The organism is Cupriavidus sp. 291-E7 (genome assembly GCF_057798835.1).
The window spans coordinates 46,474-66,932 of the sequence record NZ_JBYOJV010000027.1 but is presented as its reverse complement, the minus strand read 5'-3'; the positions used below and the strand labels follow the sequence as shown (position 1 = coordinate 66,932).

Sequence of the window (20,459 nt, the reverse complement as noted above, 5' to 3'; positions counted from 1 at the left end):
GGTTCAACGAGGAATTCCGGGGAAGGCAGCCTTGATCTTCAGGAAGAAGTATTCCTCGTCGCGGTAGCCGTAGGCCCTACGCTTGATGACCTTGATGGTGTTGTTGATGCCCTCTACGACGCTCGTGTTCAGCGGGTGCCGGCATCGGGCGATGATGCCGTGCCAATAGGCTTTCAGGCGCTGGGCGAACAGTTCGAGAGCCGGAATCCGGCTCTGGCTTGCCTGTTCACACCAATGCTCCCACGCCTTTTGCGCCCATCCCGGGCGGCGGTAGAACCACAGCCGCTTGAGCTCGTCTCTCAGGATGTAGACCGTCAGCAACGGCTGATTGGCCTGCAGCACCTCGTTCAGATGCACGGCTTGAGGGTCGCTCAGGTTCTCCTTGTTGCGCAGCAGTAGCCAGCGCGTGGACTTGAGTACCCGTCTGGCCGGACGGTCGTGCCGCAGGCGGTTGGCCTGATCTACACGGACCCGGTCGATCACCTCGCGCCCGTACTTGGCCACGACGTGGAAGAGGTCGAAGACCACCTCAGCCTGCGGGCAATGCTCGCGGATCTCCAGTTCATAGGCGGTCGTCATGTCGATGGCAACGGCCTCGATGCGCTCTGCCGCGCCTGCCGGGAGTTGCGCAAAGAAGGCGCGCGCCGTCTCGCGCGAGCGGCCCTGACCGATCCAGAGCACTTGCCGCCCAATCGGATCGACCACCACCGTCGCATAGCGATGGCCCTTGTGCAGCGCGAATTCGTCCATGGCCAGGTAGCGGATGCTGGACCAGTCCGGCTCGACGACTGCCTCGCGCAGGCGCGCCTTGTCGATCGTCTTGACGGTATGCCAGCCCAGGTCATAGAAAGCCGCCACGGCCTGCACCGTGCAGTGACGCAGCAACTGCCCGCAGGCCTGCGCCAGCCTGGCTGTGACACGCTGGTAGCGCCCAAGCCATTCGAGCCGCTCGAGTCGCGGCCCCCCGCATTGATCGCACCAGACGCGCCTGCGGGGGACATGCAGCACCACCCGGTACTCGAACAGCGGAAGATCGCGCACGCGCCGCACCACCGTTTCATGGACCTGCCGGCACTTCGATCCGCATTCCTCGCAGTACATGACCTTGCTGACTGGCTTCAAGTACAGCGCCAGCGTACGGCTCTCCCCTTCAGGCCATACCACCCGATCCAGCCTGTAGCCATCCCAGCAGCCCAAGGCCTGCAGCGTCTTCCGATCCAGCATCCCGTTCCTCAACAGCCGTCTTAACGGCCATTAGGATACGGAATGTGGCAATTCAGTCCCCGGAATTCTCCGAAGAACCTTTTTTTTTCCGGCGCGGACAAGCTGCGCCCCGACGTCATGCGTGTCATGCGTAAGCGCTTATCCGACGTCGTCTCTCTCATCCATGCCGTCAGCCATTTAGCGGGCGTGCCATCCCACATTCGTCTCTAACGATCACGCGGCCTTTGACCTATGCTCAAGCTGATCGGGCATGGTGCAGACAACGCCCGACGAGGTGGTCGCCATGTCCGTACAGCTGATGTACGGGAGAGAGGAGTGTGCCGGACACCTGTCTGGCAGGGTGCACTGCGTCTACGCGCATCCCGTGCATTCCGGTCTCCCCGTGTGTTTCGTACTCGCGCTGCTGGTTTGCGCCGTGGTCCATGCCGAGGAGTCCCTGGACGGCATATCAGGCCATGATGTGCCGTCCGTTTCCCAGGACGCGCGCGCAGTGGACCCGCCACCGCCAGACCATGCCGCGCCCGCAGCCGCAGCGGCGGATGAATTGCCATCGATTGCGCCGCCGCGCATGGTCGTCATCGACGACAGTCCGGACCTGCCGATCCCGGTGCATGCCTCCCGGACGCTACCGGAGGCCTCCGGCGATGTAGAGCGCGTGACGATCAATCTGGCATCGATCGATCGCGTGGTGGAGCGCTTCAGTAGCGCACCACGCCCACCACTTCTGCATCTCGATGACGCAACCACCGCGACAGGCATCGTCGACAGCCGCACGCGAAGCATGGCGCTGGCGCTCGACGCGCCGTTGTCACGCAGCGGCAATGGGCTGACACTGCAGTCTCGCGTCGAGATGGCCTATCGGCCCGGCATGGCGCCGGTGCCCGGCAACTGGGATGCGGCGCCGGGCGAGGTCAGTGCCACCGGCCTTGCGGTGCGGCTTTACAGCGCCGCGCCGACGCGGCTTAACGGTGTGTACCCGTTCGTCGAGGCCGACTGGTGGCAGGACAGCCGCACGAAGTCCATCAACATCAATGGCACACGTATCGATACCGATCTGCTGCGCGGCTTGTTCTCGTTCAACGTCGGCGCGCACAGCAATTCGCCAACGGGACTCAAGCTATGGGTCAAGGCCCGGGGCGGGAGAAATGCGGGCGGGACGGTGGGAGCCAGATATCGCTGGTAGACCGTTGAGCGAAGGCCCGTGCTTGCCACAGTGAAAGAATTTTCACAAAGCACTTGCGCCTGAGACGAATTGCGATACAATGCGTCCCTCGCGTGCGGCTGTAGCTCAGTTGGATAGAGTACTTGGCTACGAACCAAGGGGTCGTGGGTTCGAATCCTGCCAGCCGCGCCACCTATTAGAAGGGCTTCCAGCAATGGAAGCCCTTCGTCGTTTTGGGCGTCTGCGCCAGCATTGCGCAGCGATCGGAACCCGCCAAATCCGCAACGCGTGAGGCGGTCAGCACAGGGCGTGCCAGATGTTTGGCCGACAGGTGCTTATAACGCCGCATCAATTCCGAACTTTCCTAGTTCCCCCAGTTCCCCTAGTTCTCCGAGCTCCCCGGTTTCCGTAAGGCAAACGACGGCATGCCGATCTGCGCGTGCCCGTCCGACATCCGACTGCATCGCCGCGACTTGGCCTATTGCCAGGGCTTCCACCGTGCGATCTGAGTCTGCCTGCAAATCACGCTCGAAGGCTGCGACGTAATCTCGCAAACCTGGCGGGGCAGGTCGGTACTCGACGACCTGCACGACTGCCATCCCAACCAGTTTCACCACTCAGACAAGTCCGAATCTACCGGTCCCTTAAGAACCTAAGTTCGTTCTGCAATTGGGGAGCATTTTCGGACACATGCTATAGATCCCGCGGAACTTTTGCCTTGCAATTGCTGCTGTCTCGGCGTCGCTGACCTGTCTTTCTCAGCGGCCCGTTTCGTTCGCTTCTCCCAGGTCGGCTACGCCGTTGGCCTGGGGATTTTTTTTGGCTTACGCCAAAGCAAGCGTCGTCACATTTGGCCATTGCCGGATGCCTACGAGTTCGCAGTTCAAGCAATAAGTTCCTAAGAATCGATGAACGAGAATTTCTACCGTTTGGTGTTCAACGCCGTGCGCGGCATGCTGGTCGCGGTACAGGAAAGCGCAGTGGGATGTGGCAAGGGTCGCCACGCCGGTACGAGGGCCGCAGGCGGGGCGAGGGTGTTCGTGCCGGTGTTGTGGTTCACCGCGCTGGTCGCCGCAATGATGGGATTGCCACCAGCGCCCGATGCGCGCGCGCAGACGTTGCCGATCCAGGTGGACAAGGGCGCGCCGGGCGCGCGTCCCTATGTGAACACGGCTGCGAACGGGACACCGGTGGTCAATATCGCCGCGCCGAACCGGCCGGGTGGCACGAGCGTGAACAACTTCACGCAGTACAACGTGGGTTCCTCCGGCGTCGTCATCAACAACTCTGGCCAGAACAGCCAGACCCAGATCGCGGGCTGGGTGCAGGGCAACATGCAGTTGGGCAATAGCCATGCGGGGACGATCGTCCAGCAAGTCACGGCGCCCAATCCCTCGCAATTGCTCGGCATGCAAGAGATCGCCGGCAATCGTGCATCACTGGTGATCGTCAATCCTGCTGGTATCACGTGTTCGGGGTGCGGCACCATCAATGCCGACCGCTTCACGCTCTCGACGGGGCGCGCCCTGTATGGGCCGGATGGCAGCCTCTCGGGCTTCGACGTGAGCCAGGGCAACATCGCCATTGGTGCGCAGGGATTGTCCAGTCCGCAGGCCCAGGTGGATCTCATGGCGCGTTCGATACAGGTCAATGGCGAGATCTGGTCGCAATACCTGGCCGCCATTGCAGGCGCTAACCAGATCGATCACCAGACGCTCGGTGCGACGGCGCAGGCCGGTACTGGCCCGGCGCCACAGTTTGCCCTGGACGCCTCGGCGCTGGGCTCGATGTACGCAGGCGCGATCCGGTTGGTCGGCACGGAGAAGGGTGTTGGCTTCAACCTCGGCAACAATATCGCCGCAAGCACGGGCGACATCGTCGTGGATGCCAATGGCGACGTGCGCATCCTCCAGGCCGCGCGGCTACAGGCCCAAGGCACTGGCGTCCTGGCCGGTGCGAACATCGATAACGCTGGCGCCATGACGACGCGTGGCGGTATCCAGGCCATCGCTGCGGGCGCGCTATCCAACAGCGGTCTGCTGTCGGCGGGAGGAAACCTGCTGGCGCAGGCCAATCAGATCACCAACACCGGGACCATCGGCGCAGGTACCGATGCCAGCGGCAACGTGACTCAGGCCGGCGCGGCCAACATCGCCGCGCGCACCGGCATCCAGTCGAGCGGGAGCATCCTGAGCGGCGGTGACGCCAACCTGTCGGCGCCGAACCTGAACCTGAACGGCGGCACGCTCGTATCGCACGGCACCGCCAACCTGTCCGCGTCAGGTGACATCGACCTTCAGGCCGCGCGCGTTGAAGGCAATGCCGTTCAGGTAGCAGCGGGCGGCTCGCTCGACAACCGTCAGGGCACCATTGCGGCGGGCGCGAATGGCGGCACGCTGCAAGCGGTATCGATCCTGAACCGAGGGGGCAGTATTTCGAGCGGGGGAGCGCTGGCTGTTACCGCGCAGTCGCTCGACAACACCAGCGGCACCGTGGCCGGCACCGGTGCCACGACGATTCGGGCGGGCAGCACCGTCAATCGGGAAGGCGTCATCGGATCGACACAAGGCAGCCTGAGCGTGGCGGGTGGCGCTGTCCAGAACGATTTGGGGCAACTGTCGGCGGGTGGCAACCTGACGGTCGATACCGCCGGCCAGGCATTGAGCAACCGCCAGGGCGTGTTGGCGGGTAACGGCGACGTGGCAATCAATGCGGACGCGCTGGACAACGACGCGGGCGCCATATCGGCCTACAAGGCCATGACGATTACGGGCGCGCGCGTAGACAACGCCAAGGGCGCCATCGTGTCTGGTGACGATCTTGTGGTGTCAGCCGACGAGTTGACCAATACCGGCGGCCAGCTCGCATCGAAGGCCGATGCCACACTGCGCGTTGCCAATACGCTGGACAACACCGCTGGCTTTATCCACGCCAGCGGCACGCTCGATGCGCAGGCCGCTACCATCCTGAACGCCAACACACGGGGTGGCACCGACAGCAAGCCGCTGGGCATGGAAGGCGGTACGGTCAAGGTGACGGCCAACGCCATCGACAACACTGACGGGGCGCTGCGCGCCGACACGGCGCTGACGGCCACGGCTGCAACGCTGGACAACACCCTGGGTGAGGTGACCTCCGGCGGCACCGCGCAGATCGATGTGGGCGCCACCACGAATACCGATGGCCTGCTGGCGGCCAACCAGAAGCTCGGCGTGACAGGCACCAGTCTCACCGGCGATGGCAAGATCCAGTCGCAAGGCGATGTCTCGATTGGCCTGCAAAGCGATTTCCGCAATACGAAAGTGGTGGCCGCCGGCCGCAATCTTCGCGTCGATACCTCGGGCGATATTGCCAACGACGGCACGATGTCCGCGGGCAACGAGCTCGACGTGCGCGCGCGCAATATCGGCAACACGGGCGAGCTGTATGGGCGAGTATCGAATCGCCTGCGTGCCGACCAGTCGATCTATAACGCGGGGCTGATTGACGGCGGCGCGGTACGCATCGATGCAGGGACCACGGTGACCAACGTCCACCGGATCTTCGGCGATGCCGTCTCCATTGGCGCCGGGCAGCGGATCGTCAACGATCAGAACGCAGCCACCGGCCAGGGCGGTGTGATCGCGTCGCGCTCGGGTGACATCAACCTCGGCGCCCCGGATATCGTCAACCGCGAGCATGCGCTGATCTATTCGTCGCGGGATCTGAACGTGGGCCGCGCGCTCGATGAGAACGGCGCGGCCACTGGCCGGGCGGATACGCTGATCAATGCGTCGGCCACCATCGACGTGGCGCGAGATGCCAACATCAACGCGGCACTCGTCACGAATCGCAATGACCATTTCAGTACGGAACGTGTGGATACCGGTACGGTCGAGGAGTTCTATTACCGGCTGAACGGATCAACCGAGAAGATCGACCCGGCGACCACCATGATCTTCCTGCCGACCACCACTGGCACCGGTTTGGGTAAGACTGCCAGTGGCGGCGGCGATCTCGGCTACCTGGGCGCGGACGACTACAAGCGGCTGGTGTTGCCGTCCACGCAGTACCCGTTCTCCGAGTTCGGCCCGCCGTTCGACTGGTCTCGTCAGCTCAACGGCGCGCCGGGGCAGGTCGACAGCCGGTCTTCGACCACCTGGCCTGTCGGCAAGGCCCACTACGCCCCGGGGTACGTGTGCTCGGTCTACGGCAATTGCGATGTCGATGTTCCCACCTATGTCTACGGGCCAGGCGACGCGATCTGGGGCAAGCTCGGCGTGGCACCTCCGGACAGCGCCCCGCCGCCGATCCCAGCCTGCTGGACCCGTCCGGAAGACTGCACGCCTGCCGACAACAAGCAGATAGCCGCCTTCCGTGCATGGGAGGACGCCAACCGCGACCGCTATGCCGAGCTGGATCGCAACATCGTAGCGTTCAACAACGACTTCCAGTCGCGCCTGGTGGCCTCCTGGAACATTGAACGGCGCGAGACCCGCGTGCAGGACGAAATCGTCAAGACCTCCGACCCGGCCCGCATTCTCGTGGGCGGCAATGCGAGCTTTGGCGGCGCGGTTGTCAATGACAAGAGCCAGATCCTCGTGGGCGGCACGCTGACGGTGCCGGCTCCGGTCCAGAATCTCGCCTACGAGGCCACGCGCTTCGAGGACACTTCGGGTTCGACCCAGTACACGCGCCCGTGCAAGCTCAGCCGTTGCTATGACACGATGGTCGCGCCGACGGTCCATGTGGAGATTCCCACAAGGCTCGCCGAGGGCGAGACGCTTCATAACGTCGGCGCGATCGGCCGCACCGGCAGCGCGCCCGATGCGGCAAGCGGGCCGGGGCCAGTCGCCGCGGTACCGACGTTGCGCGAACTGACGCTCGCAGGCAAGGGCGACGGGCGGCTCGGTGACGCCACGATCCGTCAGGTCACGCCGACGCTGGCGATGCCGCAGAACGCGCTGTTCCGCGTCAACGCGGCCCCCGGTGCGCATTACCTGATCGAGACCGATCCACGCTTCACCAACCAGCGCAAGTGGCTGTCCAGCGACTTCATGCTGACCCAGCTCGGCCGCGACCCGAACAACGTGCTCAAGCGCCTGGGCGATGGCTTCTACGAGGCTCGGCTGGTGGCCGACGCCGTGATGCTCGGAACGGGCCAGCGCTTTGTGGGGGACTATGCGGACAACGAGGCCCAGTACATCGGCCTGATGAAGGCCGGGGTGACCTTCGCCCAGCAGTTCAACCTGACCATCGGCACGGAACTGACGGCCGAGCAGATGAAGCAGCTCACTTCCGACATGGTGTGGCTGGTGGAGAAGACCGTCACGCTGCCCGATGGCACGACCCAGCAGGTGTTGGTGCCGCAGGTCTACCTGATGTCGCATGTGGGCGAACTGAAGGGCGATGGCACGCTGATGGCTGCCAACACCGTCGGCATCCAGACCACCGGCGATGTGACCAACACCGGCACGATCTCGGGCCGCAAGCTCGCGCTGATCGACGCGCGGAACATCACCAACAACGGCGGCACGCTCAATGGCGGCAAGCTGGTGCTCAACGCGGCGCAGGACATCAACAACGTGGCCGGGACGATCCGTGCAGGCACGCTGGCCGCGAGTGCTGGGCGCGACATCAACCTGACCACCACGACGGCCTCCGGCTCGGCGAGCGATGCCAAGGGTACGGCAAGCCGTACAGTGATTGCCGGTGTGTCCCGTATCGATGTGGACGATGGCGCCCTGGTGGCCGGGCGCGATATCAACGCGACGGCCGCCAGCATCCAGGCCACCGGAAGCCTTGCCCTGGGCGCGGACCGCGATGTGAACCTGAACACCGTGCGGCTGAGCGAATCGCAGACCGCCTCCAAGGACGCCAAGAACAACTCGGCCACCTCGCGCAGTTCGGACATCGGCACGCAGATCGCAACGGGCAAGGACACGACCATCCTCGCCGCGCGCGATGTGAACGCCACGGCCGCCTACGTGAACGCGGAAGGTAAGCTGGGCGTCGGCGCGGGCCGCGATCTCAACATCAAGGCCGGCGAGGCATCTGTTTCCGCGCGCGATGAGCACGCCTACCGGGAGAGCGGCTTCCTGTCGTCGAAGTCGACCCACACCATCGACGCGAACGCTCGCACCAATGCCGTGGGCAGCACCTTCTCCGGCGATGCGGTGGCGCTGCAGGCTGGCCGCGACATGACGATTGCGGGCAGCACGGTGGCGGGTACGAATGACGTGGACCTGTCGGCTGTGCGCAATCTGACTATCACGACCACGGAAACCCAGGCGTCGGCCCATACCTTCAAGGAAGAGAAGAAATCGGGCTTCGGCGCGACCGGCTCGGGCCTGTCATACGGCAACCGCAATCAGAAGGACACGACGAACGACAACAGCATCACGCAGGCAGGCAGCCTGGTGGGATCGACCGACGGCAGCGTACGCCTGAACGCGGGCAGTACGCTGACCGTCAAGGGCAGCGACTTGATCGCCAAGCAAAACATCGCGGGGGTGGGCGCTGATGTGAACATCGAGGCGGCACAGAATCGTCAGCATCGTGATGAGACGCATGAGGTGAAGCAGAGTGGCTTTACGTTGGGTGTCGGCGGCACAGTGGGCCAGGTGATGGGCGCCGCGCAGAAGGTCAGCAATGCGTCGAAGAGCCAGGATGGCCGCGCGGCGGCCCTCTGGGGCATTGCGGCGGCGCGTGACGCTTACGATGGGGTCAACGCCATCGGCGATTTGATGGGCGGTGGCGCGCCCGGTGACAAGAAGCCGAGCGCCAATATCCAGCTCAGTTGGGGCAGCAGCCAGAGCAAGCAGACGCTGACCGAAGATTCGACCAGCCACAGCGGATCGCGCGTGCAGGCCGGTGGCACTGCCGCGTTTGTTGCGACCGGCATCGACGCCGATGGCAACAAGACCGCTGGGGACCTGAATGTTATCGGTTCGAGCATCAACGCGCAGAAGGTGGTGCTTCAGGCCAAGCATGACGTGAACATGGTGTCGGCAACCGATACCGACGAAAGTCGCAGCACCAACAAGTCCAGCGGCTTCACTGTGGGCGTGTCGGTCGGCACCGGCGGCTATGGCGTCTCGGCGTCCGTATCAAAGGCAAAGGGTAATTCCGACAGTACGGGCACGTCTCAATCGAACAGTCAGGTTCGCGGCAGCGAAAGCGTGACCATCGTGTCGGGGAATGACACGAACCTCCTTGGCGGCACGGTCGCAGGCGGGAAGGTGAGCCTGGACGCAGGCGGGAGCCTGAACCTTGCCAGCCGTCAGGATACGAACGTCATGCGCGCCGACCAGCAGAGCATGAGCGCGGGGGCGAGCTTCAGCACGATGGGCGGCGGCGGTGCGAGTGCATCGTTCATGAAGGGCAAGGCCAGCGGCAACTATGCCAACGTGGCCGAACAGTCAGGCATCTACGCTGGCGATGGCGGGTTCGATATCAACGTCAAGGGCAATACCGACCTCAAGGGCGCGGTGATTGCCAGTGACGCGGGCAAGGATCGAAACAAGCTGTCCACCGGCACGCTCACCTTTAGCGACGTTCAGAACCATTCGGACTACAGCGCCACCTCGTTTGGCGCGACGGTGGGCACCAGTCCGACCGCCATGAGTCCGATGATCCCGCAGCGCAAAAGCGGCAGCCAGAGTGGCGCGGCACGGTCCGCCGTTGCCGAAGGCACGATCGAGATCAAAGATCAGAGCAGTCAAATGCAGGACGTGGCCGGCTTGAAGCGAGATACCGCAGACACCAACAAGCAGGTCGGCACCAATCCGGATCTGAAGAATCTGCTGGACAAGCAGGCCGATACGATGGCGGCAGCGCAAGCGGCTGGCGCGGCGATTGCCCGGACGGTGGGCGACTACGCCACGGCGAAGCAGAAGGACGCTGAGAAGCAACTGAAGATTGCCGAGGGCAACTTCAAGACGGACCCGAGTCCTGAGAATCAGGCGGCTATCGATGCGGCGCGAGCGGATGTCGCCGGATGGAAGGAAGGCGGTGCCTACCGCGCCGAACTGCATATGGCAGGCGGCGCGCTGGTCGCGGGTCTGGGCGGAGGCAGCGCGCTGGCCGGAGCGGCCGCCGCCGGGCTGACGTCATTCGCGGCGCCGACGCTCAATAACCTCAGCAATGCCGTGGCCAGTGGTGTGAAGACCGGTAATGACAAGGTTGACGCGGTGCTTGGAAATTTGGTGGCCAACGCAGTGGCGACGGGTATTGGTGCGGCGGCGGGTGGAGGGTCTGGGGCGGCGGTGGCTAGTACGGTGGATGCGTTTAATCGGCAGTTGCATCAGGATGAACGCAAGTGGGCTAAGGACAAAGCAAAGGATTTTGCTGAATACTATGGGCGTACCACTGGGAAGACATTGACGGCCGATCAGGCTGAAAGCATGTTGCTGGCAAATGGTTACCGATTAGTTGACGCTGTGGCCAGCAAAGGTCCGGGCGGGGATTCCGCCGCCGTTGCTTACATTAGTCAGAATGGTAGTGGTTTATTCTCCGCCAGTTCGGCTGAATATAGCAATCCGTTCTTGAATGGCAACTCAAATGGAACCTTAACCCCAGAGCAAAGAGCATTGCCTGGAGCCATCGCAAATCCGAAAGTCGGGCTGGGATTGGCTGCGGCCATTACAGGTGGACTAGCCGCCGCAGCGGTTGCCCCGGAAATCGTTGCGGCCGCAACGGCGGCTGGTGAGTTCGCAGGAAAGGCGTTTGCAACATACAAAGCTGCACAGGCTAGCTACTCACTTGGAACAGCTGCGGCCACTGGTGCTACTGTTTCAGCTACATTGTTCACAGGCAGTGCTGCATTGGGTGCTGGCGCGGATTGGTACTTCAATGGAAGCAATTTTGGAACCGCATTCTCTGACCGATTCTCCCTTCCCGGACTTGCAGTTTCGGCAACAGTTGGGGCGACCACTGGGACATTTTCAACGGCAATGTTTGGTTGGGCGGGTGTTCCAAATGGAGCGGCAAATATGTTCACTGTCCCTGGCGTTGTAATTCGAGGCAACTCTCTAGCATTTGGACAGACCGCTGGTAGAGGGGCGCAAGCGGCTGTCAAGCAGCAAGACGAAAATCGCGCAGGTAATTAACTATGAGTCCCGATATCATCAGAGGCTTTCTAAGCGGAATACTTGGCGGGATTTTTGGGGCGCCCATTCGGCAATGGGCGGCAAGATACAAATACCGAATGATTTTTCTATTCGGGTGGATTTTTTCTTACATTTATATTTTGATTGAGGGAATAAGGAGGGTTGGAGTTTCGGAGGCGGTCAGAGTATTTTCTGAGCGAATGTTTACACCGGTAGGAGTTCTTCTTCCAATTGGAATCGGCCTTCTGACGGTACTTTGCACATTTATTCTTACGTCCATACGAGGCGACGGTAACAAATAGAAGGTTTGCTCGGATCCGACTAGACATTTTTTCAAGGGATATTTGACTATAAGTAATCGTGCTTCGTTTGGGCTGGAGAGCTATCGCCGCGAGAAAGCGCGTCGGGTTGTTCAGACGCCTCCAACCGGCAGTTGAAAAAGCGGCAGCCAGAGTGGCGCGGCACGGTCCGCCGTTGCCGAAGGCACGATCGAGATCAAGGATCAGAGCAGTCAAGTGCAGGACGTTGCTGCCCTGAAGCGCGATACCGCTGACACCAACAAGCAGGTCGGCACCAATCCGGATCTGAAGAACCTGCTGGACAAGCAGGCCGATACGATGGCGGCAGCGCAGGCGGCCGGCGCGGCGATTGCCCGGACGGTTGGTGACTACGCCACGGCGAAGCAGAAGGACGCCGAGAAGCAACTGAAGATTGCCGAGGGCAACTTCAACGCGGACCCGAGTCCCGAGAATCAGGCGGCTATCGATGCAGCGCGAGCGGATGTCGCCGGATGGAAGGAAGGCGGTGCCTACCGTGCCGAACTGCATATGGCAGGCGGCGCGCTGGTCGCGGGGCTGGGCGGTGGCAGCGCGCTGGCCGGAGCCGCCGCCGCCGGGCTGACGTCATTTGCGGCGCCGACGCTCAATAACCTCGGCAATGCTGTGGCCAGTGGTGTGAAAACCGGTAATGACAAGGTTGACGCGGTGCTTGGAAATTTGGTGGCCAATGCAGTGGCGACGGGCATTGGGGCGGCGGCGGGTGGGGGGGCTGGGGCGGCGGTGGCTAGTACGGTGGATGCCTACAACCGGCAGCTGCATGAAAGTGAGAAGGAAAAGATCCGAGCACAGGCGAATGGGGACAAAGCGCTCGAAGAACGCCTGACGAAAGCCGCGTGTTACGAAGTGAAATGCTGGGCTGAATACCCCGTTGGCAGCGATCTCTACAACAAGAATTACGTGAACGTGATGGAGGCGGGTCAGCTTAAAGAGGAACTGGCTTGGGTCCATCGTCAGCAAGAGGCGAAACTTTTCGTCTATGCGCCTGCGCAGAAGGCAATTGATGCCATCAAAAGCGACCCTATCGGCCTAGCAAAGGATTCGGCAAAAATTGTAACGGGCGGGCTAGTTGCCAAGACCGGAGCGACTATATGTACCACCACGGGGCTGGGTTGTCTTCTTGGTGGCGGAGGTATGGTTGCGTTCGGGCTTAGCGATGTAGGAGCTGGCGCGGATGGTCTTTACAATCGATTCAATGGAATAAATTCCCCTGGGACTAATGTTCTTAGATATGGGTTCGATCAATTGAGTCCGACATGGGGGACAACGGTCTATGATGGTCTCAATCTGCTCTTCAATGTTGGCGCTATGCGAGCACAAGTTCCCTTGAAAATGGGCGTCGCAGATGGCCTTGGTAGACCGAATTCTATGTTCAATGTCACAGTATCAAGGTTCAACAATCCGACGCTGACTCCATTTTTGAAGCGAGCGGAGCCGAATGGGACAACACAGAATATTTTGCTGTTCGGGGCAGGGGCTAAGGCTGCCACAGTAGTAACCGATGTAACGAAGGCTCTAAATCAATGAATTTTCGAAAAATTTTCAAAATAGAACGAAACATTACCATTATCGGAGGCATATCAATTTCCTCTAGCGGACTGTATGCATTTATTTTTGCAGGCGCGGTACGGCTCGTGACGGAAATGGAAGAGAAATTCTGCTTTATCTGGATTGGAATACCAGTATTCATTATATTGCTGATTATTCACATCATTGTTCTTCCTCCGCATCTACGAAAGGCTGGTCTAATAGATTAGTCTATTTCGAGCATTAATGACGGCGGTAGCATCGCGGCGAGCCAGGTCAATTATTTGGTTAATGCTCACAAATCTCCCGTACGAGCGCCCAACAACTGACCTATTGTGGAGCGTAATTAAGGCGATTGGGGCAATGATACTAATTTCGATGGTTGGATTGTTTGCAATGTGGAGATTTAATTCATGAGGCCTACGTTAGAAATAACGTAAAAGTCACTATATAATATCGAAATCGCGGAGGCCGAACCAATGACAGCAAAAGAAGCTATTTTGAAGGGAATCCTCGCTCCGTGGATTTTGTTTTTGCCGCTCGTGGCTTTTCGAGTACTTCGACTGAACGTTACGACAGATCATTTCGAAGCTATGGGGGTACTCTGCGCTGCTTGGTCCACCGGAATAGCAATTTGGTATCTCGTGCTCTGGCGAAAAAGTAAGATTCGTCTAGATGCGACAGACAAAAGTACTCGATGAGGTGGAGACCGTTCGCAATGCTCAATTTCCCATCTCGTCAGATGCAATCAATGTTCATGGTTAGCACGCCGAAAATTTGCTAACCAGCTATTTTTCCAGTCCAAAACGCGTTAAATAGCACGATCCCCCACGATATCGCATATATCCGATATCCGAGCGATAGGAAATAGTCGATTCTCTGTCCGCGCAAGTCAGCAGAAACCCGACCATACTTTCCTATACCTAACGCCTGCATGCCGTACAAACCTCGAAACGCGCGCCGTGGGGCGCGTGGTGTCTTCCTTTTTGTCCCGCTTCTCTTAGCGATGCCCCCAGTGGCCAGGGCGCAGGGCTTGCCTGCTCTTCCCAACCTCACGCCCAATAGTGCGATCGAGCGTCTGCAGGAACAGCGCAATGAGGCCGATAAACAGCGTGCGATGGCGCGGCCCGATGTGTTATCGCCAGCGGCCAGCGCACCGACCAGTGGGCCGTTGATCTTGCCCACGGAATCGCCGTGCTTCCCGATCACGGAAGTCGTATGGGAGGGCGCGGAAGATTTCGCCTGGCTTCACGATGAGACCGGTATTCTGCTTGGCCAATGCGCGAGCACCACGGGGCTGCAGGCGGTCCGGGACTACTTCGCTGCGCGCTTGGTAACCCTGGGTTTTGTCACGACCCGCGTGATGATTCCAGGCCAGAATCTCGCGAGCGGTACGTTGCGTCTGCAACTCGTGGCCGGGCATATCGCGCACGTCAAATCCGATAACACCATCGGTTGGTGGCGGACGGCGCTGCCGACCGGGCCGGGCGGTCTGGTCAACCAGCGCGACCTCGACCAGAGTTTGGAGAACATCAGGCGTCTGCAGGGTCAGGCCGATGCCACGATTGACCTGGTGCCGGGCGACAATCCGGGCGAGGCCGATCTGGTCGTGAAGCCCGGTACCGGCAAGCGCTGGCACGGCCTTGTCACGGCAGACAACGCTGGTCTGCAGAACACCGGCGAGTACCAGTTGGGCGGCACGTTTACGATCGATTCGCCGCTTTTTCTGTATGACAGCCTCACCATCACCGGCAACACCAATGCGAACTATGGCAATGGTGCTGCGGGTACGCGCTCGTCGGCGATCAATTACAGCGTCCCGTTCGGTTACTGGAACGCCTTTTTCAACGCCAACCAATCGCGCTATAAGCAAACCGCGGCGGGCTTCGAGGGCGACATTGTCTACGGGGGGCGCAGCACGCAAATCGAGGCCGGGGTGGGATACGTGCCGTTCCGGAATGCGTCAGGCAAGACGTCGGTCTACGGCAAGCTGTTCCGCAAGTCGGCCAGCAGCACCATCGATGGGCTGGATCTGAGCGTCCAGCGCCGGGATTTTGTCGGTTTCGAGATCGGCGCGTCGCACCGGCAGTATTTCGGTAGCAGCGTCTTCGACGTCGGCACGGCGTGGCGTCAGTCGATGCCGAACCACTCCAAGGCACCGGGCTTCGTGTTGGGCGATGCAAATTGGGACGGAGGCTCGCAGATCCTGCAAGGGAACGTGGGCCTGATGGCGCCGTACCAGATCGGCGGCGAGCGACTGCGCTACCAGGGGACGGTGCGCGCGCAATACGCCCTCACGCGCATCCTGCCGTCCGACTATTTCGTGATTGGCAACCGCTACTCGGTGCGTGGTTTCGACGAACAACTCACGCTTTCTGCTGAGAACGGCGTCACGATGCGCAACGACCTGGCGTGGCAGATTGGCAATACCGGGCAGGAAGCGTTTGTCGGTTTCGATATGGGGCAGGTGAGTGGGCCATCGGCGGCATTTCTGGTGGGCCAGACCCTGATGGGCGCGGTGATCGGTGCGCGCGGCCGCTGGCGCCTGGGTAGCCTCGCGGCGCTCTCGTATGAGGTCACGTTCGGCATGCCGGTCAAGAAGCCCGAGAACTTCCGCACCCGTCGTACCAATGTGGCGGCGCAACTTGGACTGGAGTTCTGATGCGACGCATCCAATGCGCTTCGATGCGGAACGGTGCTGGTGCTCGTGGCCTCGGTGTTTGGACTTGGGGCGTGCGGTATCGCAGGCATCACGCACACGCAGTTCAACCCGATGCAGGAGGCAGTGGGGGGTGATCGTGCCCGTTTGCGCGTGATGACCACGGGGAATCCTTCGGGCGGCGCGGTTTGGGGCGCGCCGGAGCGCGACTGCATGGACTGGGGCGCCGAGACCTCCGGCACCGTGATCGGCGGATTCCCCGGCAGCCGCGGCTTGCGCGACCAGAGCCTCGGCATGCCGGTGAGGGAGCAGGTGCGGCACCATGATTCGGCGGAATTTTATGTCCGCGCGAATCAGCCGATCACCCTCAAGTACATGGTCGGTAGCGGCGTCTATCAGTGCTGGTTTGCCGTGTCCTTCGTGCCGGAGAAGGACGTGGACTACGAGGCGTTCTTCATGGGTACGAAACTGGCCAGAAGCTGCACCGTAAACATCACGTCGCTCAGCGATCCTTCCAAGGTGGTGGAGGTCAGCCCGGCCGGATCGTGCAAGTAGCGGTGGCGGCCGATGCCCGCCGGCCCCGTCTGAATTCTGGCGTACTCGCAGGGCCTTCCAAAGCCCCCGCGCATACGTCCGCCAACGATCTAGACTTCCTTTGTATCGAAGATAAGTAGATCCACCCCAGCCTGCGCGAAGTTTGCCAAATCCGCCGCCGCTGCGGCGCCCTCTGGCGAGGCTAGCGCCCGCTGAAGATCCGCGAGGGAATCGAAGCTCAGCAGCGCAACCAGGTGAAAGGGCGAATCACCGGCTGGGGTCGCAACCGGACCGGCGCTTACTTCATAGCCGCGTAAGCCCGGGACTTTCTTGGCAATCGGGATGTGTTTGGTGAAGTAGTGTGAATCGAACGCTGCGCTGTCCGCAGGTTTCTTGTAGAGCGCCATGAGCTTTGCCATCCTGCTTCCTCCGATTGTGAAGCGCCAACGTAAGCATGCAGCGTTTGGGTAGCCGTCCCGTTGCGGGACAGCGCTAGTCTAGCCCCAGAGCCGGGCCGCTGTCTCCAGGCCGGCCGAAAGTCGTCGGGGCGGCGGTGGTGGGCCAGGGGTCGGGGCCGTCGACTCCAACGACGCCAACGTCAAGCCCCGCGCGGCGGAGGTTCGGAGCCGGACGCCGACCTGCTGCCGGATATCTCCCGTTTTACCTATAGTTGCAGCGAGGCATCGTTCCGGAGCTCGACCATGCTGTCTCGCAGGACTGCTTTCCGTGCACTTGCGGCCGTCATCGTGATTGCGGTGCTGCTCTTTGCACCGTTGCCTTGGCAATCGATGACGCGCATTCACAGCGAGGTCACGATTCAGCGGTCGCCTGCGCAAGTGTTCGAGTACGTGTCGACGCCCGCGAACTGGCCGGCGTGGCATCCATCGTCGCTGGCCGTGCAAGGTGCCACCGATCATTCGCTGCAGGTAGGGGAACAGGTGACCGAGGCCTTCAGGGTGGCAGGTCGGGAGGGGTCGGTTGTCTGGACCGTTACCGGACGCCAGGCACCGTCATTCTGGCGTATCGATGGCGCGATTGAGGGTAGGAATGCTGGAACCGTGACCTATAGGCTGACACCGAGCGGCGCCGGTACACGGTTCGAGCGCGACTTTGTCTATCAAGCGCCGACCCTGCTGTTTTCGATACTCAATTGGGCGGCGCTACGCAAACAGATCGATGAGGAGTCCGCTGCGGCGGTGCAAAAACTCAAGACCACGCTCGACGCCGGAGCGAAGTCGGACTAGTCCGTGGCATGGCGGACCTGTACCAACGTCCCTCGGTATCTCTTATCCACCAGAAGGCAAGGTCGCCTGCATCGATGCACGTTGCTCGAACTGCGCGAACCACGCGGATAGCGCCGGAACGCCGTCGCGCCACGCGAGGTCGGGGAACCGAAAATCGAGATAGCCGACCGCGCAGGCAATCGCGATCTGGCCGATGCAGGGCGGTGCGTCGGCAAGCTGTCCCGCTTCCCGGTCAAGCGCGGCCAGCGTGGCGGTGAACTTGGCATGCCAGGCGGCGATGGTCGGCGCGTGCTGTTGCTCTGCCGGGCGCAGCCGTTCATTGCGCCAAAGCACCAGCAGATCGGTCAGACCGTGACCAAGCGCGTGCCAGCGCATGGCGCGCATGCGTGCGGTATGGGCTTGCGGAAACAGGCGGGGCAGGGGCGCCACGCTGTCGAGGTATTCGCAGATCAAAACCGTGTCCGACAGCACGAAGCCATCGTCGGTAATCAGCGTAGGGATCTTGTTGAGCGGATTGATCCGCATGAGCTGCGCATGGCAGCCCGTCATGCCGACGACGGTGTCAATGCAAGTGATGCGCGCGGCAAGGTCGAGTTCGTGCGCAACCACCATCACGCGGCGTACGAACGGCGAGCGCGGAGACCAGCACAGCCGGAGTTCGCCGGGGCGCGCGGCAGTGCTGAAGGCTTCGTCTGTCGGGGCGATCACGGTCGTCATGTCATTCTCCACGGATGTTCTGCGACTTGATTACCTTGGCCCATCTGGCGGTATCCGCCCGGATGATGGAGGTGAACTCCGCGGGCGTCCCCGGTGCCGGCTCCAGGCCAAGCTGTTCAAGGTTCTTGCGGACCTCCGGCGCAGCCAGCGTGCGACGCAGCGCATCGTTGACCTTCTTGACCACATCCGGCGCAGTGCCTGCGGGGGCCATCAGTCCATACCAGTTGCTGGCTTCCACGTTTGCGATGCCCTGCTCGGCCAGGGTAGGCACATCGGGCAGGAACGGAAGGCGTTTCGGCGCTGCTACGCCGATCGGCTTCAGCCGCTTCGACGTGATGTAGGTCATCAGCCCGGAGGCGTCGCCGATGAATGCATCCACCTGGCCGCCTAGCGTATCGGTGATGGCCGGCGCCGCGCCCTTGTACGCGACGTGCAGGAAGTTCACGCGCGTGGAAATCTTGAACAGCTCGATAGCCATGTGCGGCATGCTGCCGATGCCAGTGGAAGCCAGGCTGGGCGGCTTGCCGGCGGCGTGTGCGCGCTTGACGAACGCAGCGGCGTTGGCAACGGTGTCGTCCGGCTTGACCACCAGAACCTCCGGCGTGTTGACCACCAGGGAGATCGGCGTGAGGTCTTTCTGCGGATCGTAGGGCAGGTTGGGATACAGCGCCGGATTGATCACGATGGCGCCAGCACTGGTGAGAAACAGCACGGAGCCATCGGTAGGCGCCTTGGCCACGGCGTTGATGGCGATGGCACCGTTCGCGCCCGGCCGATTGTCGACGACCACGGTTTGCTTGAGTTCAGACTCCAGCTGGCGTGACAGCGTGCGCGCGAGCGTGTCCGCAGGGCCGCCTGCGGGGAAGGCCACTACCAGCCGGGTGATAGGCGCAGCGCAGGCGGGCAGCGCCGTCCATGCCGCGCCGGTGGCGAGCAGGGTGGCGGCGAGCGCGGACATGGCGCGGCGGCGCGTGTACTGGATGTGCATGACGATGTCTCCTGATATGGTGCCGGCGTGGCGTTCAGCCGCCCGCCGCGCCTTGTGTGTTCACGTACAGCGAATAGATCGAGGTGCAGGACGCCATCAGCAGCCGATTACGATGGCGACCGCCGAAGCAGAGGTTGGCGCAACGCTCGGGCAGCGAGATATGGCCGATCGCTTCGCCCTCGGGCGAAAACACGCGCACGCCGTCGAGCTCCGGCGTTCCCATGCCCCAGCCGCACCAGAGGTTGCCGTCGACGTCCACGCGAAAGCCGTCCGGCGTGCCGGGACCCGCGTCGATGAGCACCCGGCTATCGCCGACCCGCATACCGTCGGCGTCGACGGCGAGCGCACGGATGCGGCGAGGCCGCGCGCGCGATTCGATCACGTAGAGCGTTCGTTCGTCGGGAGAGAACGCGAGTCCGTTGGGGCCGCTGATGTCGTCGGCAATCACGGTGGCCTTGCCGGTGTCGGGATCGAGCCGGTAGATGCGCTCCGGCAGTTCCTGTTGGGCCTGCTCGCCCTGGTAATAGCCGGCGATGCCGAACGGCGGGTCGGTGAACCAGATGGAGCCGTCGGACTTGACCACGACGTCGTTGGGAGAGTTCAGACGCTTGCCGTCGAAGCTGTCCATCAGCACGGTGATGCTGCCGTCGTATTCGGTGCGCGTGATGCGCCGGCCGCCGTGTTCGCAACTGATCAGGCGGCCTTGCCGGTCGCGCGTATTACCGTTGGCGTGGCCGGAAGGTGACCGAAAGACGCTGACGATGCCGGTCTCTTCATCCCACTTGAGGATGCGGTTGTTCGGGATGTCGCTCCAGAGCAGGTAGCGGCCATCTCCGAACCAGACGGGCCCTTCGGCCCACCGCGAGCCGGACGCGATACGTTCCACGGCGGCCAGGACCAGGCGATATTTCTCGAACGCGGGGGCAAGAACCTGCACTGCGGGATCGGGATACCGTCCGGTGGGCATGGCAAGGGTCGGG

General features: G+C 61.9%; 11 protein-coding genes and 1 tRNA gene. 7 read left to right on the top strand and 5 right to left on the bottom strand.

Annotation, left to right across the window (positions count from 1 at the left end; translation table 11 throughout):
* Window positions 1-3: 3 nt before the first annotated feature.
* Window positions 4-1,224 (bottom strand): ISL3 family transposase, encoded by a 1,221-nt coding sequence (locus AC3FLX_RS30210; RefSeq protein WP_488694692.1) that lies wholly within the window; start codon window positions 1,222-1,224, stop codon window positions 4-6.
* 250 nt (window positions 1,225-1,474) lie between these two features.
* Here AC3FLX_RS30210 and AC3FLX_RS30205 point away from each other — a divergent pair, with 250 nt between their 5' ends.
* The 6 genes from AC3FLX_RS30205 (at window position 1,475) to AC3FLX_RS30180 (ending at window position 16,551) form a co-directional block, all read left to right on the top strand.
* Window positions 1,475-2,407, top strand: a complete 933-nt coding sequence (locus AC3FLX_RS30205; protein ID WP_488701016.1) for a hypothetical protein — start codon at window positions 1,475-1,477, stop codon at window positions 2,405-2,407.
* Between the two features lie 94 nt (window positions 2,408-2,501).
* Window positions 2,502-2,578, top strand: a tRNA-Arg gene (locus AC3FLX_RS30200).
* Between the two features lie 716 nt (window positions 2,579-3,294).
* On the top strand, window positions 3,295-11,475 hold the full coding sequence (locus AC3FLX_RS30195) for a hemagglutinin repeat-containing protein (protein WP_488701015.1): 8,181 nt from the start codon (window positions 3,295-3,297) through the stop codon (window positions 11,473-11,475).
* A 515-nt stretch (window positions 11,476-11,990) separates the two neighbouring features.
* Window positions 11,991-13,337 carry a hypothetical protein gene (locus AC3FLX_RS30190; protein ID WP_488701014.1) on the top strand — a complete coding sequence of 449 codons (1,347 nt, stop codon included), beginning with the start codon at window positions 11,991-11,993 and terminating at the stop codon, window positions 13,335-13,337.
* A 1,033-nt stretch (window positions 13,338-14,370) separates the two neighbouring features.
* Window positions 14,371-15,999 (top strand): ShlB/FhaC/HecB family hemolysin secretion/activation protein, encoded by a 1,629-nt coding sequence (locus AC3FLX_RS30185; RefSeq protein WP_488701013.1) that lies wholly within the window; start codon window positions 14,371-14,373, stop codon window positions 15,997-15,999.
* 33 nt (window positions 16,000-16,032) lie between these two features.
* A complete protein-coding gene (locus AC3FLX_RS30180; protein WP_488701012.1) occupies window positions 16,033-16,551 on the top strand; it encodes a hypothetical protein in 519 nt (172 codons plus the stop codon).
* An 89-nt stretch (window positions 16,552-16,640) separates the two neighbouring features.
* Here the strand turns inward: AC3FLX_RS30180 and AC3FLX_RS30175 are convergent, their stop codons facing one another.
* The gene (locus AC3FLX_RS30175; protein ID WP_488701011.1) at window positions 16,641-16,949 is read right to left on the bottom strand and encodes an EthD family reductase; all 309 of its coding nucleotides are present in this window, start codon (window positions 16,947-16,949) and stop codon (window positions 16,641-16,643) included.
* 282 nt (window positions 16,950-17,231) lie between these two features.
* Between AC3FLX_RS30175 and AC3FLX_RS30170 the strand changes: the two genes are divergently transcribed.
* Window positions 17,232-17,774, top strand: coding sequence for an SRPBCC family protein (locus AC3FLX_RS30170; RefSeq protein WP_488701010.1), 543 nt, complete (start codon window positions 17,232-17,234; stop codon window positions 17,772-17,774).
* A 42-nt stretch (window positions 17,775-17,816) separates the two neighbouring features.
* Here the strand turns inward: AC3FLX_RS30170 and AC3FLX_RS30165 are convergent, their stop codons facing one another.
* From AC3FLX_RS30165 to AC3FLX_RS30155, 3 genes are read right to left on the bottom strand one after another with little or no spacing between them, the layout of a single operon-like run.
* Window positions 17,817-18,491, bottom strand: a complete 675-nt coding sequence (locus tag AC3FLX_RS30165; protein ID WP_488701009.1) for a glutathione S-transferase family protein — start codon at window positions 18,489-18,491, stop codon at window positions 17,817-17,819.
* A 1-nt stretch (window position 18,492) separates the two neighbouring features.
* A complete protein-coding gene (locus AC3FLX_RS30160; protein WP_488701008.1) occupies window positions 18,493-19,479 on the bottom strand; it encodes a Bug family tripartite tricarboxylate transporter substrate binding protein in 987 nt (328 codons plus the stop codon).
* Between the two features lie 34 nt (window positions 19,480-19,513).
* Window positions 19,514-20,446 (bottom strand): SMP-30/gluconolactonase/LRE family protein, encoded by a 933-nt coding sequence (locus AC3FLX_RS30155; protein WP_488701018.1) that lies wholly within the window; start codon window positions 20,444-20,446, stop codon window positions 19,514-19,516.
* Window positions 20,447-20,459: the final 13 nt, after the last annotated feature.